Source organism: Pannonibacter sp. SL95 (assembly GCF_026672425.1).
Classification (GTDB): domain Bacteria; phylum Pseudomonadota; class Alphaproteobacteria; order Rhizobiales; family Stappiaceae; genus Pannonibacter.
This window is the reverse complement of record NZ_JAPPRC010000005.1, coordinates 123,074-148,478: the sequence shown is the minus strand read 5'-3', so window position 1 is coordinate 148,478 and position 25,405 is coordinate 123,074. Positions and strand designations below refer to the sequence as shown.

Annotated in this window: 22 protein-coding genes; 14 read left to right on the top strand and 8 right to left on the bottom strand. The window is 64.4% G+C overall.

Going from position 1 to position 25,405, the window contains the following annotated elements; genetic code table 11:
* Positions 1 to 89 precede the first annotated feature (89 nt).
* From OVA12_RS15735 to OVA12_RS15720, 4 genes are all read right to left on the bottom strand, one after another.
* Complete coding sequence (locus OVA12_RS15735) at positions 90 to 764, bottom strand: DsbA family oxidoreductase (protein ID WP_268138962.1); 675 nt, start codon at positions 762 to 764, stop codon at positions 90 to 92.
* Between the two features lie 144 nt (positions 765 to 908).
* Positions 909 to 2,078: a response regulator gene (locus tag OVA12_RS15730; RefSeq protein WP_268138960.1), complete on the bottom strand. Its 1,170-nt coding sequence runs from the start codon at positions 2,076 to 2,078 to the stop codon at positions 909 to 911.
* 3 nt (positions 2,079 to 2,081) lie between these two features.
* Positions 2,082 to 3,713, bottom strand: coding sequence for an AMP-binding protein (locus tag OVA12_RS15725; RefSeq protein WP_268138958.1), 1,632 nt, complete (start codon positions 3,711 to 3,713; stop codon positions 2,082 to 2,084).
* Between the two features lie 19 nt (positions 3,714 to 3,732).
* Positions 3,733 to 5,634 carry an extracellular solute-binding protein gene (locus tag OVA12_RS15720; protein WP_268138956.1) on the bottom strand — a complete coding sequence of 634 codons (1,902 nt, stop codon included), beginning with the start codon at positions 5,632 to 5,634 and terminating at the stop codon, positions 3,733 to 3,735.
* A 287-nt stretch (positions 5,635 to 5,921) separates the two neighbouring features.
* Between OVA12_RS15720 and OVA12_RS15715 the strand changes: the two genes are divergently transcribed.
* Positions 5,922 to 6,539, top strand: a complete 618-nt coding sequence (locus tag OVA12_RS15715; RefSeq protein ID WP_268138954.1) for an invasion associated locus B family protein — start codon at positions 5,922 to 5,924, stop codon at positions 6,537 to 6,539.
* Between the two features lie 88 nt (positions 6,540 to 6,627).
* Here OVA12_RS15715 and hspQ read toward each other — a convergent pair whose 3' ends face one another.
* From hspQ to OVA12_RS15700, 3 genes are all read right to left on the bottom strand, one after another.
* Entirely contained in the window at positions 6,628 to 6,951 is a 324-nt protein-coding gene (gene hspQ, locus OVA12_RS15710) for a heat shock protein HspQ (protein WP_268138952.1), read from the bottom strand.
* 104 nt (positions 6,952 to 7,055) lie between these two features.
* The gene (locus tag OVA12_RS15705; RefSeq protein ID WP_268138951.1) at positions 7,056 to 8,099 is read right to left on the bottom strand and encodes an HpcH/HpaI aldolase/citrate lyase family protein; all 1,044 of its coding nucleotides are present in this window, start codon (positions 8,097 to 8,099) and stop codon (positions 7,056 to 7,058) included.
* A 119-nt stretch (positions 8,100 to 8,218) separates the two neighbouring features.
* On the bottom strand, positions 8,219 to 9,109 hold the full coding sequence (locus tag OVA12_RS15700; protein WP_268138950.1) for a lysophospholipid acyltransferase family protein: 891 nt from the start codon (positions 9,107 to 9,109) through the stop codon (positions 8,219 to 8,221).
* A gap of 152 nt (positions 9,110 to 9,261) precedes the next feature.
* Between OVA12_RS15700 and OVA12_RS15695 the strand changes: the two genes are divergently transcribed.
* Positions 9,262 to 10,218, top strand: a complete 957-nt coding sequence (locus OVA12_RS15695; protein WP_268138949.1) for an AEC family transporter — start codon at positions 9,262 to 9,264, stop codon at positions 10,216 to 10,218.
* 11 nt (positions 10,219 to 10,229) lie between these two features.
* Here the strand turns inward: OVA12_RS15695 and OVA12_RS15690 are convergent, their stop codons facing one another.
* Positions 10,230 to 11,471, bottom strand: a complete 1,242-nt coding sequence (locus OVA12_RS15690; RefSeq protein WP_268138948.1) for a UbiH/UbiF family hydroxylase — start codon at positions 11,469 to 11,471, stop codon at positions 10,230 to 10,232.
* Positions 11,472 to 11,711: 240 nt separating this feature from the next.
* Here OVA12_RS15690 and OVA12_RS15685 point away from each other — a divergent pair, with 240 nt between their 5' ends.
* The 12 genes from OVA12_RS15685 (at position 11,712) to OVA12_RS15630 (ending at position 25,302) form a co-directional block, all read left to right on the top strand.
* Positions 11,712 to 12,623 (top strand): DUF2182 domain-containing protein, encoded by a 912-nt coding sequence (locus OVA12_RS15685; RefSeq protein WP_268138947.1) that lies wholly within the window; start codon positions 11,712 to 11,714, stop codon positions 12,621 to 12,623.
* Between the two features lie 299 nt (positions 12,624 to 12,922).
* Positions 12,923 to 13,639 carry a CDP-alcohol phosphatidyltransferase family protein gene (locus tag OVA12_RS15680; protein ID WP_268138946.1) on the top strand — a complete coding sequence of 239 codons (717 nt, stop codon included), beginning with the start codon at positions 12,923 to 12,925 and terminating at the stop codon, positions 13,637 to 13,639.
* Between the two features lie 15 nt (positions 13,640 to 13,654).
* Positions 13,655 to 14,386, top strand: coding sequence for a TerC family protein (locus tag OVA12_RS15675; RefSeq protein WP_268138945.1), 732 nt, complete (start codon positions 13,655 to 13,657; stop codon positions 14,384 to 14,386).
* Between the two features lie 33 nt (positions 14,387 to 14,419).
* Positions 14,420 to 15,400, top strand: coding sequence for a quinone oxidoreductase family protein (locus tag OVA12_RS15670; RefSeq protein WP_268138944.1), 981 nt, complete (start codon positions 14,420 to 14,422; stop codon positions 15,398 to 15,400).
* 50 nt (positions 15,401 to 15,450) lie between these two features.
* A complete protein-coding gene (locus OVA12_RS15665) occupies positions 15,451 to 16,350 on the top strand; it encodes a LysR family transcriptional regulator (RefSeq protein WP_268138943.1) in 900 nt (299 codons plus the stop codon).
* A gap of 140 nt (positions 16,351 to 16,490) precedes the next feature.
* Positions 16,491 to 16,841 carry a hydroxyisourate hydrolase gene (gene uraH / locus OVA12_RS15660; RefSeq protein ID WP_268138941.1) on the top strand — a complete coding sequence of 117 codons (351 nt, stop codon included), beginning with the start codon at positions 16,491 to 16,493 and terminating at the stop codon, positions 16,839 to 16,841.
* Between the two features lie 3 nt (positions 16,842 to 16,844).
* A complete protein-coding gene (gene xdhA, locus OVA12_RS15655) occupies positions 16,845 to 18,332 on the top strand; it encodes a xanthine dehydrogenase small subunit (protein WP_268138939.1) in 1,488 nt (495 codons plus the stop codon).
* On the top strand, positions 18,322 to 20,652 hold the full coding sequence (gene xdhB, locus OVA12_RS15650; RefSeq protein ID WP_268138937.1) for a xanthine dehydrogenase molybdopterin binding subunit: 2,331 nt from the start codon (positions 18,322 to 18,324) through the stop codon (positions 20,650 to 20,652). The genes xdhA and xdhB overlap by 11 nt, the downstream gene beginning before the upstream one ends.
* The gene (gene xdhC / locus OVA12_RS15645; protein WP_268138935.1) at positions 20,649 to 21,644 is read left to right on the top strand and encodes a xanthine dehydrogenase accessory protein XdhC; all 996 of its coding nucleotides are present in this window, start codon (positions 20,649 to 20,651) and stop codon (positions 21,642 to 21,644) included. Before xdhB ends, xdhC begins: the two co-directional genes overlap by 4 nt.
* A 115-nt stretch (positions 21,645 to 21,759) precedes the next feature.
* Positions 21,760 to 23,307: an ABC transporter ATP-binding protein gene (locus tag OVA12_RS15640; protein ID WP_268139436.1), complete on the top strand. Its 1,548-nt coding sequence runs from the start codon at positions 21,760 to 21,762 to the stop codon at positions 23,305 to 23,307.
* Entirely contained in the window at positions 23,304 to 24,395 is a 1,092-nt protein-coding gene (locus OVA12_RS15635) for an ABC transporter permease (protein ID WP_268138933.1), read from the top strand. Before OVA12_RS15640 ends, OVA12_RS15635 begins: the two co-directional genes overlap by 4 nt.
* Positions 24,388 to 25,302, top strand: a complete 915-nt coding sequence (locus tag OVA12_RS15630) for an ABC transporter permease (RefSeq protein ID WP_268138931.1) — start codon at positions 24,388 to 24,390, stop codon at positions 25,300 to 25,302. The genes OVA12_RS15635 and OVA12_RS15630 overlap by 8 nt, the downstream gene beginning before the upstream one ends.
* The last annotated feature ends 103 nt before the right edge of the window (positions 25,303 to 25,405 follow it).

Below are 25,405 nucleotides of genomic sequence, written 5' to 3'. Positions count from 1 at the left end.
CGGCTGATTTCTGGATCCCGGCTCGGCGCTTCGCTAGCGCTCAGCTGGTCCGGGATGACGGTTGAATTTAGAGTTGCCCGCTCTGAGGCTCACGCGTCGGCGACGGCGTCCTCGTCACTGCGGGTTGCTTCGGCATGCTGCAGGGCCGCGGCGATGGTGGCCGGGTCTTCGGCGCCAGCAAGGGCGAAGCGGCCATCAATGATGAAGAAGGGAACGCCGGTCACGCCCATCTCGCTGGCCTGGTCGATCTGCCGCTTCAGCTTGGCCAGATCGGAGTCCGTTTCGAACAGCTGTTCGACAAGATCCGACTGCATGCCGGCTTCGGCCGAGATCTGGACCAGCGTCTCGGACTTGGCAAGATTGCGGCCTTCGACGAAATAGGCGCGGAACAGGCGTTCGACGACATCGTCCTGCAAGTCATCCGAGCGGGACCACAGAATGAGCCTGTGCGCGTCGAGCGTGTTGGGCGAGACTTCGATCTTCTCGAAGGCAAAGGGAATACCTTCCTCGCGCCCGGCTTGCCGCACCCGCTCGTACGCCGCCTCGGCGCGCTCCGCGCCGCCAAATTTTTCATTCAGATAGGTTGCGCGGTCCTTGCCTTCCGGCGGCAGGGTCGAATCCAGCTGATAGGGATGCCAACGCACATCAACCTGAATGTCGGGAACCGACTTGATCGCCTTTTCGAGGCGCTTCTTGCCGATGTAGCACCAGGGGCACATCACATCGGAGATCACATCGATCACGAGGGGCTTGAGTTCAGACATGGAATGCTCCTCGTGACAGATGGCAAGAGCCCGCAAGCCGCCTGATGGCAGCCGGGTTCAACTTTCGCCCAAGACTAGTTACCCTTGCGTATAGGTGCAAGTAGGTGGCAAAGCGCAGAAGACCAGTGGTTGTCGACGGATGGCCTAAAGCGTTGTCTGCCCCAGGATTGCAGCGATCCGCCGTTGCAGCAGCGGGCCGCCTTGCTCGCCTTTCAGGACAGCGACAGGCCCAAGACCCCGCACGGCGCAGACGAGATCTTCCTCGCGGCTGGTCGCGTCAGCAACCGACAGGATCGCACCGGTCATGTCGCCAGAGAGCGCTGCGGATGGCAGCAACGGCGTCTCGATCTTCGGCATCAGGTGCAGCTCGCTCAGAACCAGACCACGCGGTGTGCACAGCGCGCGGCATCCTGCGAGATAGCGATCATACTTGTCGACCGGAAGTCCGCCGCGGCCTGCCTCCTGCAACAGCCAGACCCGGCTTTCGGCCAGAACCCTGTCCGCAAGGCGGCGTCGGCGGCCGAGGCGAATCGCGGAAGCCAGTCGTGCCGCGAGCTGACGCTTGCCGAGTTCGCTGCCCAGAACATCATTGGCGCCGGCCCGGAAAAGTGCATCCAGATCCTTGTCCTGTTCGGCGATCACCAGAACTGGAACCCGCGCAAACCTTGCATCGCGCCGGAGCCGTTCGATGATGTCGGCCGCATCATCGGCGGGCGTGTCGAGAATGACCGCATCGAAAGCGCGCTGGCTCAGATAGGTTTCGCCCATGTCTGCCGTCAGCGCGCCCACCAGGGTCACATTGCGCGCCCTGGCATCGAACAGGTCCATGAACCGGCTGCCGAGCCCGATGACCAGCAGACCGGAGCCGCCCGAGTGATGCGGTGCTGCACCAAAACGGGGAACCCTGCCGAAGACCATGCGGCGCAGTCTGGCCTCTTCGGTCCGCAGGATCGCCCTCTGCAGCGAACAGATCATCCGGAACAGCGCATCTGAGGGAATGCTCGCGTCCACTAGGGCATGGGCGCGTGGCAACGGATCTGGCAAGGAAGACCCGGAGCGTGTCAGCGCGATGATCGGGACTTCAGCCCTTAGCCGCCCGATGTCTGCCAGCGCCATGGCCAGGCCGAAGCGTGCGGCGGGATCGTCGAGATGCAGGAGAACTGCTGCGGGGATGCGGTTGGCATTTGCCGTTGAGCTTCCAAGATCGACATCATCCGGCCAACCCGGCATGGACGCGCCCTTCGGGCCCCCCATGCGCCAGATCGGGCCCTGCCACACAAGCGCACTGTCGCCTTCCCAATCCGGGCCGTGCATGGCTCAGGCCACCTGCTGCGCGAGGCGTTGCACCCGCAAGGCCAGGCGCACACGGTCAACGCTGCCATCCTCGTTGCGGGGCAGGGCGGAGAGCATCAGCACCCGCGTCGGGATCTTGGCAAGGTCGACGCGCTCGGTATCCAGATAGGCGAAGAACGCCTTGCCATCCGGTGCCGAGCCGGGCTTGGCGACCAGAGCGGCGTAAAGCCTTGCGCCGAGCGTCGGATCCTCAACGAGAAACGCTGCAGCTTCGCTGACTTCCGGATAGGCCGAGAACACCCTGTCGATGCCCTTGAGGTCGCCCACGCCCGGAGCGTACTCACCCGGAATGCCGAATCCGGCAAGACCGCCCTCGGTCAGCCGAACCGAAATGCCTGTGCGAAGAAATCCGGCCTTGTCGGTTGCAGGTCCCTCGTCGGCGCCTCCGCCGGATTTCCATCCCCTGTCGGGGACCATCGGGCCGCGAACGAGAAGCCGCGCAGGCCTGCCATCCTCCGAATCGTCGACCTTGATCTCCAGCAGATCCGGGCCGCTGTCACTGTGCGACGGCACAGAAATCTGGCCGACCGGAACAGGCAGGATGCGCGCCGACTTGCCCCGCAGCCGCGCCACCATCGCGTATTCGTCCGCGACATGCAGGTCGACCAGCTGATGCTTCGGTACGAAGGTTGCAGCCTGGGGAGCCGAGATGCTCCAGCAGGCAACCAGCGTCGTGCTCTTGCGGGAAAGTTTAGCGTCCAGTGCTTCAGCGAGCGGGCCGGGCAGAAGAACGTAGTCCGCCTTCACGGCTTCCGCCTGCGCGGCCAGTCGGGACAGGGCGGTCGGATGATGCAGGTGCAACGTGCCGCAGCTCAGAAGCCAGGGCACGAGCCCAGCGCCAAGTCCGGTCAAACCGCTGAGCGCATAGGGCACGATCAGCTGCGCGCCATCCTCGATCCCTGTTTCCAGGTAGGGCATGAAACCGGCGGCAATCCACTGGTTGTGGCTGCGGGTGACAGGCGTTGCCGCCATGCCATTGCGCGACCAGGTGATTGTTGCGGTGTGGTCCGCAGCCTCGCTGCGGTTGAGGGCTGGTGCTGTCAGGCCGTCGCCCATCTCCGCCAGCATCGGCCCAAGGTCGATCAGGCCGTCCGGCACATCCTTACCCAGCCCGAACACGAAGCGCAGGCTGAACAGTTCCGCAGCCACGTCGCGCGCGGCAAATCCGGTGTCCCGGGTTTCCAGCCGGTCAGCTGCGACCAGACCCTTGGCGCCAAGCCGGTTCATGGCCTCCAGCACGTCCTTCTGCCGCCAGTGCAGCGGCAGGGGGCTCGCGATCAGACCGGCTCTCAGGGAGGCCAGAAACGCGATGACGGCATCGACCGTGTTGGGGGCATGCATGCCGATGATATGATCCGTCGCCAGCCCGACAGCCGCAAAGAAACCGGCCAGGCGGTCGATCTCGGCCTCGGCCTCGGCATAGGTCAGGCTGCGCGGCGCGCCGCCGGTCCACTCCGCCCGGTCGGGTGCGTCCACCATGGCGAGACGGTCCGGGTTGGCTTCGGCTGCCTTGCGGAACAGGCCATCGAGCGTGACCCGGCCCCAGGCCTGGGTCTGCCTGTGGCGCTCGATGGTTTCGGCTGGCGTCGTGATCATGATCAGGCGATCCTCTGGATCAGTTGCCGGGCTTCTCCGACCACCAGGTCGGGAACTCGTAGCCGTAGAGCGGGAAGGTCTTGGGTGAGGCGACGCGTGTCCATTGCCCCAGCCATTCCTCAGGTGTGTTGAACAGCGGTACGGCGTAAGCGCCGGAAACCAGAACGCGGTCGAGAGCCCGGACCGCCGAGATGAAGTCCTCGCGGCTGCGCGCGGCCACCATCGCCTCGATCACGGCATCGATGGCCGGCTCTTTCGCGCCCGTGATGTTGAGCGAGCCCGGGGTATCCGCAGCCTTCTGCGACCAGCGGCCGACCTGCTCGCCACCTGGCGAGAGCGATGCGGCCCAGGTGTAGAACACCATGTCGAAGTCGAACTTGATTCGGCGCTCTTCGAACTGCGACGGATCCACCGTCCGCACGCTGCCCTTGATGCCGATCAGGTCGAGCCCGCGCGTGTAGGCAAGGGCGAGCTTTTCCTCGTCCTCGTTCTTGGTCATGATCTCGAAGGTGACCGGCTGGCCGGCTGCATCAACAAGCACGCGGTCCTTGAGCGTCATCCCGGCGTCCTGCAGCAGCGCCAGCGCGGCCTTCAGCACGGCACGGTCGCGGCCAGACCCGTCCGTCTGCGCCGGCCGCCAGGTGCCTTCAAGCACTTCGGGCGTCACGACATTCGGGAAGGCGGCCAGAAGCTCGCGTTCGCGCGCATCCGCCGGCCGCCCGATCGACGACAGCTCGGAATTATCCCAGTAGCCCGCGGTGCGCTGGTAGAGGTCGGAGTAAAGGTTCCGGTTGACCCATTCGAAGTCGAACAGCATCGACAGTGCCTGGCGCACCTTGCGGTCGGCGAAGACCGGGCGGCGGGTGTTGAAGGCCATGCCCTGCATGTTTGCGGGCGTGCCCTTGACGATCTCCTTGCGGATGACCTTGCCTTCCTTGGCCGCCGGGAAGTCGAACCCGTTGACCCAGCGCGTCGGGTTGCCGAACGGCAGCACGTCGATCACGCCCTTGCGGAAGGCTTCCTGTAGCGATGTCTCGTCGCGGAAATACTCGACGCGAATCTCGTCGAAATTGTCAAAGCCGCGCTTCTGCGGCAGGTCCTTGGCCCAATAGTCCGGATTGCGCCGGTACACGACGCGGCGGCCGGGCACGATTTCCGCAAAGACATAGGGACCGGTGCCGAGCGGCGGCTTCAGGGTGGACTTGTCGAAAGTCTCCGCGTCCGTCGCCTTCTTGGAGAACATCGGCGCCAGCGCGATGAGCAGCGGCAGTTCGCGGTTGTTGCCGTTCTTGAAGGTCAGGCGCACGGTGCGCTCGCCCATGACCTCGAAATTGGCGATCTCGGCGTACCAGTTGCGGAATGGCGGGCGGCCCTTGTCGCGCATGATCTGCAGCGAGAAGATGACGTCCTCGACCGTGAACGGCGTGCCATCGGAGAACTTGGCCTTCGGGTTCAGCGTGAACTCGATCCACTCGCGGCTGTCCGGCATCCGCACGAATTCGGCCAGATGCGCGTAGAGCGAGAAGGCCTCGCCATTGTTCCGCATCATCAGGCTTTCGGTGATGTTCTCGCCGAACTGACGTTCCTTCATGCCGCGCGCGCTGGTGAAGCCGCCCTGGACGATGAAGGAATTGAGGCTGTCGAAGGTGCCCTGGACGCCAAGCGTCAAAATGCCGCCCTTCGGCGCATCCGGATTTGCATACGGGAAATGGCTGAAGCCGCTCGGCAGCGCCGGACTGCCATGCATGGAGATGGCATGGACCGCCGGAACCTCGGGGTCACGGACCTCGGCCAGCGACGTGCCACAGAACAAGGATGTGCCAAACGGCAGCAGCAGAAGCGGTGGGATTGCTGCGGCAAGTAGCCGACGGCGCGTAACGGACAGGCGCGCGGCCCGGGCATTTTGCAGGATTTCGGTCATGGACCCGCTAGAGCCTCCTTGATTCTCGCGTGCCGATGTTAACACATGACCTGCGCACTGCTGCTGTTTTGGCACTTTCCAGTGCTGGAAATTCGCGGGCGATGTGGTTAAACATGGGCCCGCGCATTTCGGGTCACCCTGTTGCCGTAATCGTCGGTCATCGGGGGATCCAGGGAGGGGCTTGGCCTGATCGGTCTTTGGACCGGGCCGCGGCACACGGCTGCGCGGACAAATGAGTTCGAGAGTGGCCCTCGGGACAGCGAACGCACAATCGAGGATGGTTTCTGATGATGAGTTTTTTTAAGCAGGGTATGGCGGGCTGTGCGGTCGCGGCATTCGCCGTGCTTGGTTCCGTTGCTGGTGTCAGCGCCCAGACGGCCGAGCCGGAGTCCCCGTGGGTCAAGGTCTGCAACACCGACCCGAACGTGAACAAGGAAATCTGCCTCATCACCCAGGAACTGCGGACCGCAACCGGCCAGTTCCTGTCGTCGGTCGCCGTGCGTGAAATCGGCGGTGAGGCGCGCAAGACGCTGCTGATCGCCGTCCCGACCGGCATGCTGATCCAGCCGGGCCTGCGCGTGCAGGTCGATGCCGGCAAGCAGACCGAAGCCAAGTACGGCATCTGCTTCCCGAACGCCTGCTACTCCGAACTCGTCATCGACGAAGCCTTCATCGCGCAGATGAAGAAGGGCACCAAGCTGGTCCTGACCACGCTGAACCAGCAGGCCAAGCCGGTTCCGCTGGAACTGACCCTGTCGGGCTTCACCAAGGTCTATGAAGGCGCGCCGATGGACGTTGCGGAGATCCAGAAGAAGCAGGAACAGCTGCAGAGCGAACTTCAGCGCCGCGCCGACGAGGCTCGCCAGAAGCTCATCGACAAGCAGCAGACGACGACCGGCAACTGATTGCAGTTCTCCGGCTCCCCGGAAACGCAAAACGCCGCATCAGCAGATGCGGCGTTTTTGCTTTGAAGAGGACCTTGAGAGCGCCGCGTCAGTGCAAGCCAACGGACCGGGGCACATAGGACCCGTCCGAGGTCTCCACGAAGATCTCGTCAAGCTGCGGATGGCGCAGAGGTTCGCCGGTCATGTCCGGAACGAGATTTTGCTCCGAAACATAGGCGACATATTCCGTCTCCGCGTTTTCGGCGAGCAGATGGTAATAGGGCTGATCGCGCGAGGGCCGCACATCCTCCGGAATGGCGTTCCACCATTCCTCGGTGTTGGAAAATGTCGGATCGACATCGAAAATCACCCCCCGGAAGGGATAGACCCGGTGGCGAACGACCTGTCCGATCTTGAATTTGGCAGTACGCATGACAGTCACCGTGCACAGGGCCGCGCCGCCGATGCTGCTTCGGTTTGCGGGAGGCAGCTGAAGCCCGGCGACGGGCGACCTTTTACACCATAATAGTCAACTGTCTAAAGACCGTAAACCTCGGCAAGAATCGGGTCGCGTGCTGCGACAACCCGCGCCAGGTCGACGATCACCTTGGCCTGTTTCCAGGTGGCGTCATCCTGCATCTTGCCGTCGATCATCACCGCGCCCGTGCCATCGGGCATGGCATCGAGGATCTTGCGGGCGAAAGCAACTTCCGCCGGGTCGGGCGAGAACACCCGCTTGGCGATGTCGATCTGGGTGGGATGCAGCGACCAGGCCCCCAGGCATCCCATCAGGAAGGCATTGCGGAACTGGGCCTCGCAGGCGGCCGCATCCGAGAAGTCACCGAACGGGCCATAGAACGGCTTCAATCCGGCCGAAAGGCAGGCATCAACCATCTTGCCGACGGTGTAATGCCACAGGTCCTGCTGGTAGGCCGTGCGTGGCGCACCGTCGCTGCCGGCGTCTGCAAGCACGGCGTAATCCGGATGGCCGCCGCCGACGCGTGTCGTCTTCATGCCGCGCGATGCAGCAAGATCGGCCGGCCCAAGGCTCATGCCATGCATGCGCGGCGAGGCGGTGGCGATGGCTTCGACGTTCTTCACGCCTTCGGCCGTCTCCAGGATGGCGTGGATCAGGATCGGGCGGGTCAGCCCTGCCTTTGCCTCGAGCTGGGCCAACAACTGGTCCAGATAGTGGATGTCCCAGGGCCCCTCGACCTTGGGCAGCATCACCACGTCGAGCTTGTCGCCAACGGCCGGGACTATCTCCAGAAGGTCATCGAGGAACCAGGGGCTGTTGAGGCAGTTCACCCGGGTCCACAGACCGGTCTTGCCGAAGTCATTGGCCCGGGCCATGTCGATGAAGCCTTGGCGAGCGGCGACCTTTGCATCGGCCGGAATCGCGTCCTCGAGATTGCCGAGGATCACGTCGACCTGATTGATCAGGTCCGGCACCTTGGCCCGCATCTTCTCGATATGCGGCGGAACGAAATGGATCATCCGCTCGAGGCGGACCGGCAGGTCGCGGTACGGGGCGGGAGCGCCGATGGCAAGCGGAGCGTAGAAGGCACGCGGGGTCTTCATGTCGGATCCCTCCGTCAGAACAAGATGTCCCTGCCGCTATAGCGTGTTTGCTGCGCCGCAACCATTGACCGAAAGGCGCAGGTGCATGGTGACGGCGATGTGCTCTTCGCGTCCGGCGTTCAGGCGGACCACTTGCGATGGATCCACATCCACTGCTCGGGATATTCGCGGATCCAGGCCTCGAACTGCGCGTGGACAGCCTCGGTCCCGGCCTGAATGTCGGCGTCCTTGTCGTCGGTGCGCGGCAGGATCAGCCCGCGTCCCTCGATGCGAAACCGCACGCCGTCGAGCCGCACGGTGCGGCCCATGATGATCGGCACGTTGCAGGCACGGGCAAGGCTGACTGGCACCGGTGTCGCGTAAGCCTGCTGGCCGAAGAAGGGCACAACCAGCCCGCGCCGTTCGCGCAGATCCGACATGATCGCGACGGCCCCGCCTTGACGCAGGATCGAGACCAGCTTGCGGGCCGTCTGATGACCCTTGGAATAGAGGCCGCCGGCATAGAGCTCTTCGCGCAAGCCTCGCAGGACCGCGTCGGAATGGGGGTTTTTCAGCGCCTGATAGACACCGGTGATCGGCACGCCCTGCCAGACCGCTGGCGCGACGCAGAGTTCCCAGTTGCCGCTGTGCAGCGAAACAAAGACGCATCCGCCCTTGGCTGCGAACAGCTCCTCAGTGACCGCGTCGATGTCGATCTCGAACCTTGTACGCTGGTGCAGCAGACGATCCGTCTGGAAGGTCTCCGCCGCCACACGTCCGAGATTGTCCCACATGCCCCGGACGATCCGCTGGCGCTCATGGGCGGTGAGCTCGGGCATGGCCGCTTCGAGGTGCCGCAGTGCCCGCTTGTGCCGGGCGTTGAACGGTGCAAACACGCGCCAGAGCCAGCCCATTGCCGCAGAGGCGGCATCGACCGGAACCAGACGGAACAACCAGACCACGCTGACAAGGGCCATCCACTCGAGCCGAGCCGCCACCGCAGTCAACAGACGGGGGAGGGAGGGGCGCATGTCTGGGGCTATCCGTCTTGGGACCCTGGCAGCGATGGGCGCGCGATGGTCCGGGTTCATTGACCGTCCGGTTGGAACAGGCTAGGCCTGATAGCAACGCCCTGATCGCCATGCAAGCGGGTTACCTCCCGGCGGCGCAGTCCGGAACAGTCATGCAAGACGTCATTTCGCTCGCCTTCCCGTTTTTCGGATTGATCTTCCTTGGTTTTGCGGCCGGCAAGATCAAGGACATTCCGCCCTCCGGCATGGCCTGGATGAATTTCTTCATCATCTATGTCGCGCTTCCGGCGCTGTTCTTCCGCCTGTTGTCGGAAACGCCGGTCGAGCAGCTGACTGATCTCAGCTATGTGACGGCCACGACCTTTGTCACCTATACGGTCTTTGCCGTTTCCTTCTGCATTGGCGTTCTGGCGACGCGCGGCAACATCGCCGAATCCACGATCATGGCGATTGGCGGGTCCTATTCAAACATCGGCTACATGGGGCCAGGCCTCACCATGGCCGTGCTGGGACCGGCGGCGACGGTTCCGACGGCCTTCGTGCTGTGCTTTGACAACACGCTGATGTTCATTCTGGCGCCGCTGATGATGGCCATGTCAGGCTCCGACAAGGAACCGCTGACGCGGACCTTGTGGAAGGTCGTGGTCCGGGTCTTCACCCATCCCTTCATCCTGGCGACCATTGCCGGGGTCGGCGCGGCGTTCATCGGTTTCAAGCCGCCGCAGGGTCTGGACACGATGCTGAAGTTCCTGAGTGGTACGGCAGCTCCCTGTGCGCTGTTTGCCATGGGTGTGACCGTGGCGCAGCGCCCGATTGGGCGCATTCCGCTCGAGCTGCCGGCCCTGCTGGCCGTCAAGCTGGTGCTGCACCCGGTGCTGGTGTTCCTGCTCTTGAACTGGATTGGTGGCTTCGATCCAGTGTGGATTGCCACGGCCGTTCTGATGGCTTGCCTGCCGCCGGCGACGAATGTGTTCGTCATTGCCCAGCAGTATCAGGTCTACATGAACCGGGCGTCGAGCCTTGTCATGATCGGCACCATGGTCTCGGTCCTCACGGTCACCGGCTTCATCTATGCCATCACCAACGGCTGGCTGACGCCAGCCGTCTGATGGTCTGGCATTCAGCGGCGGGCGAGGCGTGAAAACAGACGCGGCCGCCCGGCGACGGGCGTGATGCCTTCGCGCATCAGGATCCGGCGCAGCGGTCCGACCCGGCCAGCGGCATAGAGCCCGAGACTGCGCACGGCCTGGACAGGCAACAGATCGGTGAGCAGTGACCGGTTGAGAAGGTCCACAGCCGTGGTTCGCGTCTGGATGTCGACGCGGCGAGCGGACTCGTACCGCGCCAGTGTAAGGTCGCTGCCGATGTCCTCGCCCCGCTCCTTTGCGCCGCGCAACACGTCGCCAAGATCAGCCACATCGCGCAGGCCGAGATTGAGACCCTGGGCACCAATCGGCGGGAAGACATGGGCCGCTTCGCCGACCAGGGCGCAGCGGCGCGCGGCGACGGACCGGGCGATCAGCCCGGACAAGGGATAAACCTGCCGCTCGCTCGCGATCCGGAACTTGCCCAGGATCGAATGCGCGCGCCGTTCCAGCTCGAGCGCCAGCGCATCGTCTGTGTAGGCCTTGAGATGCTGCGCGGTTTCCGGCGTCACCACGCAGACCAGCGACGACATCCGTCCCGGCAGCGGTACGAGCGTGAAAGGGCCGGTCGGCGTGTGGAACTCGGTCGAAATCGACTGGTGCGGGCGGTCATGTTCCAGATTGAGGACCAGAGCCTGCTGCGGATAGGACCATTGCCGGACGTCGATCCCTGCCGCCGAACGCACGACCGAGTTGCGCCCGTCCGCCCCGACCACAAGCGCTGCCGTCAGCACGGCTCCGTCGTCGAGGTGGATGCTGACCTGATCGGCTGCGGGGATGACCCGCTCCACCTTGGCCTTGACGAAGGTCAGGTTGGGCTCCTTCCCCGCTGCCGTTTCCAGAATGCCGTTCAGGTCCTTGTTCAGGACGTTGTAGCCGAAGGCCTCAAGCTGCAGTTCGCTGGCATCGAAGGTGACTTCCGGGGCGCGGATCAGCCGGCCGGTGTCGTCGATCAGCCGCATGTGGGCGAGGGCCGCGGCGCGCGGGGCGATGTCCTGCCAGAGACCAAGTTCGTCCAGAAGGTTGACCGAGGCCTGCAGCAGGGCCGTGGTGCGTCCGTCTTCCCGGTTGACGGCGGGGGCAACCAGCGTCGTGCGAAGGCCACGGCGGGCCAGAAGGATGGCAGCGGTCATGCCCGAGGGGCCAGCCCCGATCACGACGACGTCCTGCTCGGGCCGGGGGGAAGACAGGGGATCGCGATCCGCCACAGTGTTCATCGCATCTGGACCTTTCAGGCATGGTGTTGAGCGGGAGAATGGAGTGTCCGCCGCGATTTGCAAGCCCTGGCCCCTGGGACAGATTGCCCGCCCGAGCCCGTCCAGGCCTTGACCTGACGCAAAGCGCTCCTTCGGCTTGTCGGCTAGAACTGGCATCCTGCGGGGCGTATGATCACGCCGGTGATGCAACGCCCGTCAGCCAGTCCAAGTCACCCGCCGCAAGAGGCTCACCGAGAACCCATGTCCGACCAGCCGTTGACCGTCCGACCCGAGCGCCCGTCCACGGTGGCTGAAGCCACGCGGCGCGACCGCTGGATCGTCAGCCTGCTGGTTGCCGTTCTGGCGCTCGCCGGCTGGGTTTATCTCGTGGCAATGGTCGTCGCCATGGTGCCAGTCATGGATATGACCGAAGCCGGTCCCGGCATGGGACTTCTCAACAGTTTCAACATGTTTGCAGGTCTGCCGGCCGAGGCCCGCGCCGCGCTTGCCGTGCTGTGCCTGCCCGGGTCGGTCGCCACCTTCGGCATGCCGGATGGCACCAGTCTGGCAGGAGATGCCGGTTTGGTCCTGCTCATGTGGCTGATGATGACACTGGCGATGATGCTGCCAAGCGCCTTGCCGGTGTTCCTGGCCCACGCGGCCCGCTGGCCGCATCGTCGTCTCGTCCTGACTACGGCCCTGCTGGCGTCGGGCTATCTGATCATCTGGGCCGGATACGCGATCCTGGCCACGGTCGTTCAGCTTGTTCTGTCCCGCGCCGGTTTGCTGTCGCCGATGATGGCGCCAGTGAGCCTGGTGCTGGCGGGCACGACATTGCTGGCTGCCGGTGTCTATCAGTTCACGCCGGCGAAAATGGCCTGCCTGTCGCGCTGCTGGGTGCCGCGCTGGCAGAGCATTGGCCCGGACGGTTCGGCGATGTCGCTGGTGCGAGAGGGGGCCGTTCAGGGATTGGCCTGCTTTGGCTGCTGCTGGGCAATGATGACGGTGATGTTTGCCGTTGGCGTGATGAACATTGTCTGGGTCGCCGTGCTCGGCGTGCTGATGGTCGTTGAGAAGAACGTCCCAAGCCTATGGCTTTACAAGGCAATCGGCGTTGTATTCGTCGTCTGGGGAGCGCTGCTCCTGGCCCTGGCGACCGGTGCCCTGAGCTGACGCACCGGGACTGACTTCCCTTCCGAAAACGCCCGATTGTGTTTTCCCCGTGAAGGGACTGTTCAACACGTCATGAAATTGAAATAATGCGAAGCCTGCAGCCGTTCCGGCGGTCTGCGGGACTGCCGTGTGACGGGCATTGGTCCCGCTCCCTGGCCCTGTTGCCGTATGCCAAGCCTGTCGCCTGGTGAGCCTGTTGCTGAATTGCCGCGCGGAGTGCCGCGCTGCCCTGGGTCCGTCGGGTGCTTTCGCCCGACGCGCGCGGGGCAAGTGGCCGGATGAATGGAAGACGAACCGTCGTGACCGATATCACTCCTGACAAGCACAGAGCTGAACCGGCGCTGTTCCTGATCCACATTCTGACTGCCTCCGGCGCGCCGATCGCCTTGATTGCGCTGCTCGCCGGGGCGCGCGGCAACTGGCAGGAAATGTTCGCCTGGCTTGGTCTTGCCCTGGTGGTTGACGGCATCGATGGCCCGCTGGCACGCCGGTTCAACATTGCCGAGCGCCTGCCGCGATGGTCGGGCGCCTCGCTCGACTTCGTCATCGATTACGCCACCTATGTCTTCCTCCCGGCCTTCGCCCTGTCCGCCAGCCCGATGCTGGACCAGCCCTGGAACTGGATCTGTGGCGGGCTCGTCGTCTTCACCGGCGCGCTGTATTTTGCCGATAACGGCATGAAGACCCACGACAAGGCGTTCAAGGGCTTCCCGGCCTGCTGGAACATGGTCGTCTTCGGCCTGATGCTCCTGTCGCCGAGCCAGGGCTTCACGATTGCCGTCGTGCTGGCCTGCTGCGTCTTCACCTTCATGCCGGTCCGCTTCGTCCATCCGGTCCGCGTCAAGCGCTGGCGTCCGCTGACCCTGGCCATGACCATTGCCTGGCTGGTGATCGCCGGCGTTGGCCTGTTCAACGAGATGAGCCTCACCGAACCGCAAGCGGTCATTTTCGCCTTGTCCAGCCTGTATCTTCTGACAGTATCTGCCCTGCATCAGGCGCTGGAGCGCTATTTCTGAGCAGGGAGTTGATCGATGCTTGAATGGATGGCGGATCCGCAGATCTGGGCCAGTCTCCTCACCTTGACCGTGATGGAAGTGGTCCTCGGCATCGACAACATCGTCTTCATCTCGGTGCTGGTGGCGAGGCTCCCGGCGGAGCAGGCGAAAAAGGCCCGTCAGATCGGCCTTGGCCTGGCACTCATTTTCCGCATCGCGCTTCTTTCAGTGCTGACCCTGCTGGTGGGCCTGACTGCGCCGATTTTCACCATCGCCGATCACGGCTTCTCCTGGCGCGACCTGATCCTGATCGCGGGCGGCCTGTTCCTGCTGTTCAAGGCAACGCACGAGATCCACAAGGGCATCGAGCATGAGGAAGAGGCCGGCAAGGCGCCGGTCGCCGCGACCTTTGCCGCGGTGATCGCGCAGATCATCGTCATCGACATGGTGTTCTCGGTCGATTCGATCATCACCGCCATCGGCATGGCGCAGCAGATCGGCGTCATGGTCGCCGCCGTGGTCATCGCCATGGCCGTCATGTACGCGGCCTCCGGAACCATCTCGCGCTTCATTGAAGCCCACCCGACGACCAAGATGCTGGCGCTGTCGTTCCTGATGCTGATCGGCGTCGCCCTGATTGCCGACGGCCTCGGCTTCCACATCCCGCGCGGCTACATCTATTTCGCGATGGCCTTCTCGGCGATGGTCGAGATCATCAACGTCCTGGCCAAGGCGCGCCGCCGCAAGGCCAACCTGTCGCAGCACTGACACGAGCTTTTCCTTTTTTCGGGAGACCGGCGCATGACCATGGCAATCCTCGTTCATCGGACGGGTGGTCCGGATGTTCTGACCTATGAAAAGGTGAGTGTCGCCGCCCCGGGCGCCGGCGAGGCGCTGATCCGGCATACCGCCATCGGCCTGAACTTCATCGACACCTACTTCCGCTCCGGCCTCTATCCGGCACCGAACGGTCTGCCCTTCATTCCGGGCAACGAGGGCGCCGGCGTCGTGGTGGCGACCGGGGAGGGCGTGACCCATGTGGCACCTGGCGACCGCGTTGCCTATGTCGGCCCACTTGGCGCCTATGCGCAGGAACGGGTGGTTCCGGCAGACCGGCTGGTGCGCCTGCCCGATGCCATTGATGACCGCACGGCGGCCGGCATGATGCTGAAAGGCATGACCGCCCGCTACCTTTTGCGCAGCACCTTCCGCGTCGGACCGCAGACCACACTGCTGTTCCACGCGGCTGCCGGAGGCGTCGGCCTCATCGCCGGACAATGGGCCGCCCATCTGGGGGCCACGGTCATCGGCACGGTTGGCTCGGATGACAAGGCAGAGCTGGCGCGCGCGCATGGCTACGCCCATGTCATCAACTACAACCGCGAAAACTTTGTCGCCCGGGTGAAGGACATCACCGGCGGCAAGGGCTGCGATGTGGTCTATGATTCGGTCGGGCGCGATACCTATCCGGGCTCGCTTGACTGCCTGAAGCCGCGTGGCCTCTGGGTTTCCTTTGGCCAGTCATCCGGCCCGATTGCCGACTTCAACCTCGGTCTCCTCGCGCAGAAGGGGTCGCTGTTTGCAACCCGTCCGACGCTGTTCAGCTACATCGCGGCCCGCGCGGATCTGGAGGAAACCGCCGGAGACCTGTTCGATGTGGTGTCGCGGGGCGTCGTGACCATCGGCATCAATCAGGAATACGCACTGGCCGACGCAGCGCTCGCCCATGCCGATCTGGAAGGACGCCGGACCACCGGCACCACCGTTCTGCTGCCCGGCTGACCGGGATGGCGCAGGGGGGAGACCGGTCGCGCAGCCTGTATGCTCCGGCCATGCGCTATTTTGCAGCCGTCGCCGAACTCGGTTCGATCCGCGCGGCCGCGCGCGAGCTGAATGTCGCCTCGTCGGCGGTGAACCGGCAGATCCTGTGGCTTGAGGAAGCGCTGGATCTTGCCCTGTTCGAACGGGTCGGGCGTGGCCTGCGCCTGGCTCCGGCCGGCGAGGTCCTGCTGGCCCATGTGCGGCGCACCTATTCCGACTTTGAGGGCACGGTCGCTGAACTCGATGCCCTCAAGGGGCTGCGCCGGGGCACGGTCTCGGTTGCCACGGTGGAAAGCCTCGCCGAGACCATTCTGCCGGACATCATCGGTTCGTTTCGCAAGACCTATCCCGGCATCCATGTCGCCGTGACGGTCACCTCGGCCCAGCAGGCGGCGCATCTGGTCGAGACCGCCGAGGCCGATGTCGGCTTCACCTTTGACCCGCCGCGCAATGCGGCGCTGTCGATTGCCTTTGCCCATGAACTGCCGATCGGTGCCGTGATGGCGCCTGATCACGAGGCATCAACGAGCGATCCCCTGACCCTCGCCGATTGCCTCAGATACCCGATTGCCTTGCCGGCGCGGGGTCTGTCGCTCCGCACCCGCCTCGATGCGGCGCTGGCCCGGATCCCGGGCACGCTCAGGACCTATGTCGAGGCAAACTCCCTGAGCTTCATGCGGGCGCTGGCCCGGCGCGGCATGGTCATCAGTTTCCAGACACGAATCGGGCTGGAGAAGGATCTGGCGGCAGGCACGCTTGTGTTCCGGCCGCTCACCGATGCGCCGCTGCAGCAGGACCGCTTTGCCATCGTCACGTCGTCGATGCGGGCGCTGGCCTTGGCGCCAGGCATGTTTTTCGATCATGCCCTGATCACGTTGAAGGATCACTTGCCGGCAATTGATGCCATTTAGGCATCGATTGGCTTCGCAAATGGTTCTATGTTCAAGGTCGAAATTGCGGCAACCTGCTGTTGGTTGCCCTGCGGCAAACCGCCGCGACAGACGGCGCGCACCAAGCGCAACGCAGGACGACGCCAGAGGGAGAATGAAGTATGGGGCGTTTGACGACGCACGTGCTGGATACGGCATTGGGCCGTCCGGCAGCAGGGCTTGTGATCGAGCTGTGGGCCGTTGAGCCAAAGCCCTCGCGCCTGCGCCGGGTAGAGACCAATTCGGATGGCCGCGTCGATGGCGCGATCCTGGAAGGCGCCGAGTTTGGCCCCGGCATTTACGAGCTGCGCTTCTTCGCCGGTGACTATCTGAAGGCCAGTGGCGCTGCCCTGACCGAACCGCTGTTCCTTGACATCATTCCGATCCGCTTTGGCATTTCCTCGGCCAAGGACCACTACCATGTGCCCTTGCTGCTCTCGCCTTACGGCTATTCCACCTATCGGGGCAGCTGAACCATGCGCGATACGATCCGCTTTCTCCGGTCCGGAAAGGTCATTGAACTCGCCGATGTCGGGCCGATGGACACCGTTCTGGACTATCTGCGCCTGACCGAAAGGGCGACCGGAACGAAGGAAGGCTGCGGTGAGGGGGATTGCGGCGCCTGCACGGTGGCACTTGGCCGGCTGGTTGCGGGCAAGCTGGTCTATCAGCCCGTCAATGCCTGCATCCTTCTGCTCGGCATGATCGATGGCGCCGAACTGGTGACGGTCGAGGATCTCAGCAGCGAAGGCCGGCTGCATCCGGTGCAGAAGGCCATGCGTGACCTGCACGGGTCTCAGTGCGGCTTCTGCACGCCCGGCTTCATCATGAGCCTTTTCACTCTCTACCATGCGGAAGGCATGGCCAGGAGCCGCAAGGCGGTCACCGACTGGCTAGCCGGCAACCTCTGCCGTTGCACCGGCTATCGGCCGATCATCGACGCGGCGCTGTCGTCCTGTTTCGAGGCCGCTGATGACGCCTTTGCCTGGCGCGCAGGCGAAACCCGCGAGGCGCTCCGCCGTCTCGCTGATTCCCGCGATATTTTCATCGGGACGCCCGAGAGCTTCTTTGCCGCGCCCGTGACCGTCGAAGGTCTGGCGGCGATCTATGGCCAGCATCCGGATGCGACGCTGGTTGCTGGTGCGACCGATGTCGGCCTGTGGATCACCAAGAGCCTCAAGTCGCTGCCGAAGATCATTCATCTTGGCCGCGTCGCTGGCCTCAACCGGATCGAGGAAACCACCGCCGGTCTGTTCCTGGGGGCGTCCGTCACCTATGCCACCGCCGAGGCTGCGATGGGCCGGCTCGCGCCGGATCTTGCCGAATTGCTGCGGCGGATCGGATCCAAGCAAGTGCGCGCTTCCGGCACAATTGGCGGCAATATTGCAAATGGCTCGCCGATTGGCGACACGCCACCTGCGCTGATCGCTATGGGGGCAACACTGGAACTGCAGCAGGGGGATACTCAGCGCAGCCTGCCGCTTGAGGAATTTTTCCTCGATTACGGCAAGCAGGACCGGGGCACAGCCGAATTCGTCACAGGCCTCTATATTCCCCGGCCCGAGGCCAACCAGTTCTATCGCTGCTACAAGGTGTCCAAGCGGTTCGATCAGGACATCTCCGCCGTGATGGGCGCCTTCCGCTTCACAGTTGAAGGGGCTGAAATCACGCAGGCGCGCATTGCCTTTGGCGGCATGGCGGCAACACCCCGGCGGGCTGCAGGCGCCGAGGCGGCGCTTACCGGCGCAAGCCTTGATGATCCGAGCACCTGGGGACCGGCAATCCGCGAATTGTCGTCTGACTACACCCCGATCACCGACATGCGGGCGAGTGCGGATTACCGCATGGAAGCCGCGCGGGCGCTGCTGGCCAAGGCACTGATGGAAGCCAGCGGAGCAAGCGAGCCAATCCGCCTGAACGGTGCAGCGCACCAGTCCGGTGAGGACCATGAACATGCCGCATGACAGCCACCTGGTGACACCCGACCTGACCCATGTGCACAAGTCGCTGCCGCATGACAGCGCCGAAAAGCACGTCACGGGCACGGCGCTCTACATCGATGATCTCGTGGAGCCTCAGGGCCTTTTGCATGTGGTGCCGGGTTGGGCGCGGCAGGCCGTGCGGGGCCGGATTGTCTCGGTTGATCTTGATGCGGTCCGCAGCGCGCCCGGCGTGGTCGCTGTCCTGACCGCGCAGGACGTGCCCGGTCTCAACGACTGTTCGCCGTCCATCGGCGGCGATCCTGTGCTGGCCGATGGCGAGATCCTGTTTTACGGCCAGGTTGTCTTTGCTGTCGTGGCGACAACGCGGGACGCGGCGCGGCGTGCGGCGCGCCTTGCGCGCATCGACGTCGAGGCCATGGTTCCAGTGATGACGGTGGAGGACGCCGAAGCCGCAAATGTGACCGTTCTGCCTGACTACCAGTTCCGCAGGGGCGATCCGGAGGCCGGACTTGCCGCAGCCGAACGCCGGCAGTCCGGCTCGTTCCGCGTCGGCGGCCAGGAGCACTTCTATCTGGAAAGCCAGATCGCCATGGCCTTGCCAGGCGAAGACCGCTCCATGCTGGTGCACACGTCCACGCAGCATCCGACCGAAGTGCAGCATGTGGTGGCCAAGGTTCTCGCGCTGCCGGATGCGCTGGTCACGGCTGAAATCCGCCGCATGGGCGGAGGCTTTGGCGGCAAGGAGAGCCAGGCGAACCAGTGGGCGTGCCTTGCGGCGCTCGCCGCAAATGCCACTGGCAAGCCTTGCAAGATCAGGCTCGACCGGGATGACGACATGATCATGACCGGCAAGCGGCATGATTTCCGCGTCGACTGGGCGGTTGGCCATGATGACACCGGCCGGATCAAGTCCGTCGACATGACACTGCTGGCGCGCTGCGGCTATTCCGCCGACCTGTCGCTGGGCGTCATTGACCGGTCGATGTTCCACTCCGACAGCAGCTATTTCTATCCGGACGCGGTGATCCGGTCGCGGCGGCTGCGCACCGATACCTGTTCGAACACGGCGTTCCGGGGCTTTGGCGGTCCGCAGGGCATGCTGGCGGCCGAGCGGATCATCGATGCCATCGCCATCACGCTCGGTCTCGATCCGCTCGAGGTGCGCAAGCGCAACTTCTATGACGCCAGCCGCAACACGACGCCGTACGGCATGCCAGTTGAGGAATGGCAGACGCTGCATTCCATCGTGGAGCAGCTGGAGGACCGCGCCGACTACTGGCAGCGGCGGCACGAGGTGCGCGCCTTCAACGCCCGCAACCACGTGTTGAAGAAGGGCCTCGCCCTGACGCCGGTGAAGTTCGGGATATCCTTCACGTTGAAGCATCTCAACCAGGCCGGGGCGCTGGTGCATCTCTACACCGACGGTTCAGTGCATCTGAACCATGGCGGCACCGAGATGGGGCAGGGGCTCTACCAGAAGGTGGCGCAGGTGGTCGCCGACGAGCTGGGTGTGACGCTCGACAAGGTCGCGATCACCGCCACCACCACGGCCAAGGTGCCAAACACGGGACCGACCGCCGCGTCCTCCGGCACTGACCTCAACGCCATGGCCGCCCGAAATGCGGCCCGCACCATCCGCGAAAGGCTGACGGCCTTTGCCGCCGAGCGCTATGGCTGTCCGCCTGCGGCTGTCAGCTTCCGCAACAACCGGGTGTTTGCCGGGACAAGTGAAGTCTCGCTGGCCGAGCTGGCGCGGGCGGCGCATCAGGCGCGGGTGCATCTGTCGGATGCCGGGTTCTATGCAAGCCCGAAGATCACCTGGGACCGTGAGACGGCAACAGGCCGGCCATTCCTGTATTTCGCTTATGGTGCGGCGATGAGTGAAGTGACCATCGATACGATGACAGGAGAAATGGTCGTGAACCGGGTGGATGTCCTGCATGATGTGGGCCGTTCGCTCAACCCGGCCATCGACATTGGCCAGATCGAAGGCGGCTTTGTTCAGGGGATGGGCTGGCTGACCACGGAAGAGCTTGTCTGGGACGGTCAAGGTCGCCTGCGCACCCACGCCCCCTCGACCTACAAGATCCCGACGGCATCCGACATTCCAGATCATTTCAAGGTCGAGCTCTACGACAGTCCGGGCAATCCGGAAGAGACGATCTACCGGTCGAAGGCCGTGGGCGAGCCGCCGGTGATGCTCGCCAACTCGGTGTTCTGCGCCATCACCGACGCCATTGCCTCGCTGCGGCCGGGACATGTTCCCCCGCTCGATGCGCCGGCTACGCCGGAGGCCATCCTGAAGGCCGTCCGGGCGATGAAGTCAGGAGGGGCCGCATGAGCCTGTGGCGCCGGATAGCCGACTGCCTCGCCCGCGACAGGGCCTGCGCCCTTGTCACGGTGGCGGAGGTGGCCGGCTCGGCGCCGCGGGAAGTGGGTGCCCGCATGATCGTGCGGGCCGATGGCGGATTGTCGGGCACGATCGGAGGCGGAACGCTCGAGTTCGAGGCGATCCGCTGGGCCCGGGCGGCGATTGCAGATGGACGGAGTGACCTTGTCCTGCGGCGGGTTTCGCTCGGGCCTGACCTCGGCCAATGCTGCGGCGGGCGGGTCGAAGTCGCCATTGAAGCCTTTTCGGCCAAGGACTTGGCCGATGTTTCGGCCCTGGCTGAGCGCGAGGCGATGGGGGGACGGTTTCTCACAAGGCGCGATCCCGTCACGGGGCAGCGCAAGCTCGCGGCGATGAACGCCGCAGGCCCTTCCGCCGCCTTTGTTCAGGCCGAAGACGGAAGTGTACTGGAATGGTTCGGGGCTTTTGAACGACCCGTCTGGCTGTTCGGAGCCGGGCATGTTGGCCGGGCGGTGGTTCTGGCTCTGGCACCGCTGCCGTTTACGGTAACCTGGATCGACAGCCGGGCGGACATGTTTCCGGGGGCGATGCCGGGGCAGTTGACCTGCATTGCCCATGACCGGCCGGCAGAACTGGTGGACAAGGCCCCTGATGATGCCTTTATTTTGATCATGACGCATTCGCATGCGCTTGATGAGGACATCGCGGCGGTGGCGCTGGGGATTAGCAAATTTCCTTATGTCGGCGTGATCGGCAGCGCGACCAAACGGGCGCGATTTGTCAGCCGGCTTGGCAAACGTGGCCTCGCCCCTGCGGCAGTCGCCGCCATGGTCTGCCCGGTCGGGGCGGGGGGCGTCTCGTCCAAGCTGCCGGCAGCGATTGCGGCTTCGATTGCCGTGGAACTGCTGGTCAAAAATGAGGCAGCAAACGGGGAAACCTTATCCAATCAAACTCTTGCGCTAGGCTCAGGGCTAAGACAATAACACCGCCAAGCGTAGGAACTTCCGGGGGGACGGCGTGGACAGCAGCACTGCAGCGGCAGAAGAGGGCACAAACAACGCCCCGCCCGGTGGCGGAGGGCGGCGCGCGGGCGCTGAAATCCTCCTCGCCGCGCGCGGCATCACCAAGCGTTTTGGCAGTATCGCTGCCAACGCGGATGTGGATCTCGTCATCAACAAGGGCGAAATCCACGCGCTGCTGGGCGAGAATGGCGCCGGCAAATCGACGCTCGTGAAGATCCTCTATGGCGCACTGCAGCCTGATGCGGGCAGCGTCGAGTGGCAGGGCAAGCCGGTGCGGGTGGCCTCTCCGGCAGCGGCCAGGTCGCTCGGCATCGGGATGGTGTTCCAGCATTTCTCCCTGTTCGAAGCCTTGAGCGTGTCGGAGAATATCGCGCTTGCGCTGGAGAAACCCGGGACAATGCGCAGCCTTGGCGAGAGAATTCGTGCCGTCTCGCGCGAGTACGGCCTGCCGCTCGATCCGGACGCGCTGGTCGCCGATCTTCCCGTTGGTATTCGCCAGCGGATCGAGATCGTCCGCTGCCTGTTGCAAGCGCCGCGCCTGATCATCATGGACGAGCCAACCTCGGTCCTGACCCCGCAGGAAGCCGACGAGCTGTTCCTCACCCTGAAGCGCCTGGCCTCGGAAGGTTGCGCGGTGCTCTACATCAGCCACCGGCTGGAAGAGGTGCAGCGCATCTGCCACCACGCCACGATCCTGCGTCATGGCAAGGTGGTGGCGGAATGTGATCCGACGCTGGAGACGCCGGGCTCGCTGGCCCGGATGATGGTGGGCGCCGAGATTGCCAATGTGGCGGCGGCCAGCCGGCCGAACGAGACCTCTCCGGTCCGCCTGTCTGCCCGTTCGCTCAGTCTTGCACCTGCGACACCGTTTGCCGTGCCGTTGACCGGCGTAACGGTCGAGGTGAAGGCGGGCGAGGTGGTGGCGATTGCCGGTGTTGCCGGAAACGGGCAGGGCGAGCTGTTTGATGCCCTGACCGGCGAGCGCAGGACGGCGGCCGGGATGGTCACGATCGATGGCACGCCTTGCGGCCAGGAGGGCATCACCCGCCGTCGCCAGCGGGGCGCGGCGTTCGTTCCCGAGGAACGGCTCGGCCATGGCGCGGTGCCGGGGTTCCGTCTGTCCTCGAACATTCTTCTGACGCGGCATGCCACCGATGACGGCCTGGTGAAGGGCGGCTTCGTCGCCTTCGGGCGGATCGGCGAGATGGAGAAGCGGATCAAGCAGGTCTATGACGTGCGCATGTCGCATGACGACCCGGAGGCCCGCTCGCTGTCGGGTGGCAACCTGCAGAAATTCGTCGTCGGCCGCGAAATGAGCCGCAATCCGGGTGTCCTGATCGTTAACCAGCCGACCTGGGGCGTCGACGCGGGTGCCGCCGCGCTCATCCGTCAGGCGCTGGTGGACCTGTCACGCAAGGGATCGGCGGTGCTGGTGATCAGCCAGGACCTCGATGAAATCTACGAAATCGCCGACCGGATCGCCGTCATTTCACGCGGCCACCTGTCGCCAGCGGAACCGGCTGCCGCGATGACGCGCGAGCGCATCGGCCTGCTGATGGCCGGCGGAGCCGAGGCTGGCACGGCAGCACCTGCGCCAGTGACGGCGGCAGCGGGAGGGGCATGATGCGGATTGTTCTCATCAAACGGGCAGAACACAGCCGGCTCATGACCGGGCTGTCGCCTGTGATCGCGGTGGCACTGACCATGCTGTCAGCCGCGTTGCTGTTTGCCATCGCCGGGCATGACGCTGGTCTTGCGCTGTACAAGTTCTTCATCGAGCCGATGACCGACCTCTGGTCCTTGCAGGAGCTGCTGGTCAAGGCGGTGCCGCTGGTGCTGATCGCCTGCGGCCTGTCGATCTGCTACCTGTCCAACAACTGGAACATCGGCGCCGAAGGACAGTTCGTGATGGGTGCCCTTGCAGGGTCCGTCCTGCCGGTGCTGTTTCCCGCCTTCGACAACGGCCTGACCTTGCCGTTGATGCTGCTGTTTGGTGCGGCGGGCGGCGCGCTCTATGCGCTGGTTCCGGCAGTGTTGAAAATCCGCTTCAATACCAACGAGATCCTCGTCAGCCTGATGCTGGTTTATGTCGCCAACCTGACGCTGGATTATCTGGTGCGTGGCCCCTGGCGCGATCCGGCCGGGTTCAATTTCCCCGAGACGGCGCTGTTCTCCGCCTCGGCCATGCTGCCGACCATTGGTGATGGTCGCCTGTCGGTCTCGCTCTACGCGGCCATTGCTGTCGCCATCCTGTTGTCGCTGCTGCTGGCGCGGACGCTCAAGGGCTTCGAGATCCGGGTGCTCGGCGAGAGCCCGCGTGCGGGCAGCTTTGCCGGTTTCTCGCAGAAGCGGATGACCGTCTTTGCCTTCATGGTTTCGGGCGGCCTTGCCGGCCTTGCCGGCATCATGGAAGTGGCCGGTTCGCTCGGCCAGCTGCAGCCGACGATTTCGCCGGGCTATGGCTTTACCGCGATCATCGTTGCCTTCCTCGGCCGGCTCAATCCGCTCGCCATTGTCGTCGCCGGTTTCGTGCTGGCGCTCAGCTACATCGGCGGGGAGAGCGTGCAGGCCTCGATGGGCATTTCGGACAAGATTGCAAGCGTTGTGCAGGGCATGCTGCTGTTCTTCGTGCTCGCCTGCGACACGCTCATCCTCTACCGGATCAAGCTGCAATTCGGCCAGACGGCCAAGGGAGGCCACGCCCATGTTTGAAGCCATCCTCCTGACTGTCATCACCGCGGCAACGCCGCTGCTGCTGGCGGCCATCGGCGAACTGGTGGTGGAACGCTCCGGCGTCCTGAACCTCGGCGTCGAGGGCATGATGATCATGGGCGCGGTGACCGGCTTTGCCGTTGCCAATCTCACCGGCTCAGGCACGCTCGGTATCCTGGGGGCCATCGGCGCCGGTATGGCACTGTCGGCGCTGTTCGGGTTCCTGGTGCTGGTGCTGGTCACCAATCAGGTGGCCACGGGTCTTGCCCTGACGCTGCTGGGGCTTGGCCTGTCCGGTCTCATCGGTGAAGCCTTCATCGGTGTTCCGGGCCTCAAGCTGGAAAAGCTGGACCTGCCGTTCCTGAGTGACCTGCCCTTCGTCGGGCCGGTGATTTTCGGTCAGGATCCGATCGTCTACATGTCCGTCGCCATCGTCATTGCGGTGGCTTATGCGCTGGCCCGGACCCGGGCAGGCCTGGTGCTGCGGGCGGTGGGCGACAACCATGCCTCGGCGCATGCGCTTGGCCTGTCGGTGCTGAAGGTGCGGTTCCTCGCGGTGCTGTTCGGTGGCGGCTGCGCGGGTCTCGCCGGCGGCTACATGTCGCTCGCCTATACGCCGCAATGGGTGGAAAACATGACGGCGGGGCGCGGCTGGATCGCGCTGGCGCTGGTGGTCTTTGCCTCCTGGCTGCCCTGGCGTGTGGTGATAGGCGCCTATCTGTTCGGCGCGGTCACGGTGCTGACCTTCCATGCTCAGGCCGTCGGTGCGGGCGTGCCCTCGCAGCTCTTGTCGAGCCTGCCGTATCTTGCCACCATCGTCGTGCTGGTGCTCATTTCGTCGAACCGCCGCCTGACGCTGGTCAACACGCCCGCATGCCTTGGCAAGCCGTTCGTACCTGATCGCTGACCACCGCGTCAGCCGCCGGGACCGTCGCGGTCCGGTTCCGGCCGGGAACACCATGATCCGCCTGAGCTTCAATCCGAAGTCCCAAACCAAAGGGGAAGTGTCA

What these genes read in the sequence shown, in the direction of transcription:
- OVA12_RS15735 (WP_268138962.1), bottom strand. Translation starts at nt 764, where the DNA reads ATGTCTGAACTCAAGCCCCTCGTGATCGATGTGATCTCCGATGTGATG.
- OVA12_RS15730 (WP_268138960.1), bottom strand. Translation starts at nt 2,078, where the DNA reads ATGCACGGCCCGGATTGGGAAGGCGACAGTGCGCTTGTGTGGCAGGGC.
- OVA12_RS15725 (WP_268138958.1), bottom strand. Translation starts at nt 3,713, where the DNA reads ATGATCACGACGCCAGCCGAAACCATCGAGCGCCACAGGCAGACCCAG.
- OVA12_RS15720 (WP_268138956.1), bottom strand. Translation starts at nt 5,634, where the DNA reads ATGACCGAAATCCTGCAAAATGCCCGGGCCGCGCGCCTGTCCGTTACG.
- OVA12_RS15715 (WP_268138954.1), top strand. Translation starts at nt 5,922, where the DNA reads ATGATGAGTTTTTTTAAGCAGGGTATGGCGGGCTGTGCGGTCGCGGCA.
- hspQ (WP_268138952.1), bottom strand. Translation starts at nt 6,951, where the DNA reads ATGCGTACTGCCAAATTCAAGATCGGACAGGTCGTTCGCCACCGGGTC.
- OVA12_RS15705 (WP_268138951.1), bottom strand. Translation starts at nt 8,099, where the DNA reads ATGAAGACCCCGCGTGCCTTCTACGCTCCGCTTGCCATCGGCGCTCCC.
- OVA12_RS15700 (WP_268138950.1), bottom strand. Translation starts at nt 9,109, where the DNA reads ATGCGCCCCTCCCTCCCCCGTCTGTTGACTGCGGTGGCGGCTCGGCTC.
- OVA12_RS15695 (WP_268138949.1), top strand. Translation starts at nt 9,262, where the DNA reads ATGCAAGACGTCATTTCGCTCGCCTTCCCGTTTTTCGGATTGATCTTC.
- OVA12_RS15690 (WP_268138948.1), bottom strand. Translation starts at nt 11,471, where the DNA reads ATGAACACTGTGGCGGATCGCGATCCCCTGTCTTCCCCCCGGCCCGAG.
- OVA12_RS15685 (WP_268138947.1), top strand. Translation starts at nt 11,712, where the DNA reads ATGTCCGACCAGCCGTTGACCGTCCGACCCGAGCGCCCGTCCACGGTG.
- OVA12_RS15675 (WP_268138945.1), top strand. Translation starts at nt 13,655, where the DNA reads ATGCTTGAATGGATGGCGGATCCGCAGATCTGGGCCAGTCTCCTCACC.
- OVA12_RS15670 (WP_268138944.1), top strand. Translation starts at nt 14,420, where the DNA reads ATGACCATGGCAATCCTCGTTCATCGGACGGGTGGTCCGGATGTTCTG.
- OVA12_RS15665 (WP_268138943.1), top strand. Translation starts at nt 15,451, where the DNA reads ATGCGCTATTTTGCAGCCGTCGCCGAACTCGGTTCGATCCGCGCGGCC.
- uraH (WP_268138941.1), top strand. Translation starts at nt 16,491, where the DNA reads ATGGGGCGTTTGACGACGCACGTGCTGGATACGGCATTGGGCCGTCCG.
- xdhA (WP_268138939.1), top strand. Translation starts at nt 16,845, where the DNA reads ATGCGCGATACGATCCGCTTTCTCCGGTCCGGAAAGGTCATTGAACTC.
- xdhB (WP_268138937.1), top strand. Translation starts at nt 18,322, where the DNA reads ATGCCGCATGACAGCCACCTGGTGACACCCGACCTGACCCATGTGCAC.
- xdhC (WP_268138935.1), top strand. Translation starts at nt 20,649, where the DNA reads ATGAGCCTGTGGCGCCGGATAGCCGACTGCCTCGCCCGCGACAGGGCC.
- OVA12_RS15635 (WP_268138933.1), top strand. Translation starts at nt 23,304, where the DNA reads ATGATGCGGATTGTTCTCATCAAACGGGCAGAACACAGCCGGCTCATG.
- OVA12_RS15630 (WP_268138931.1), top strand. Translation starts at nt 24,388, where the DNA reads ATGTTTGAAGCCATCCTCCTGACTGTCATCACCGCGGCAACGCCGCTG.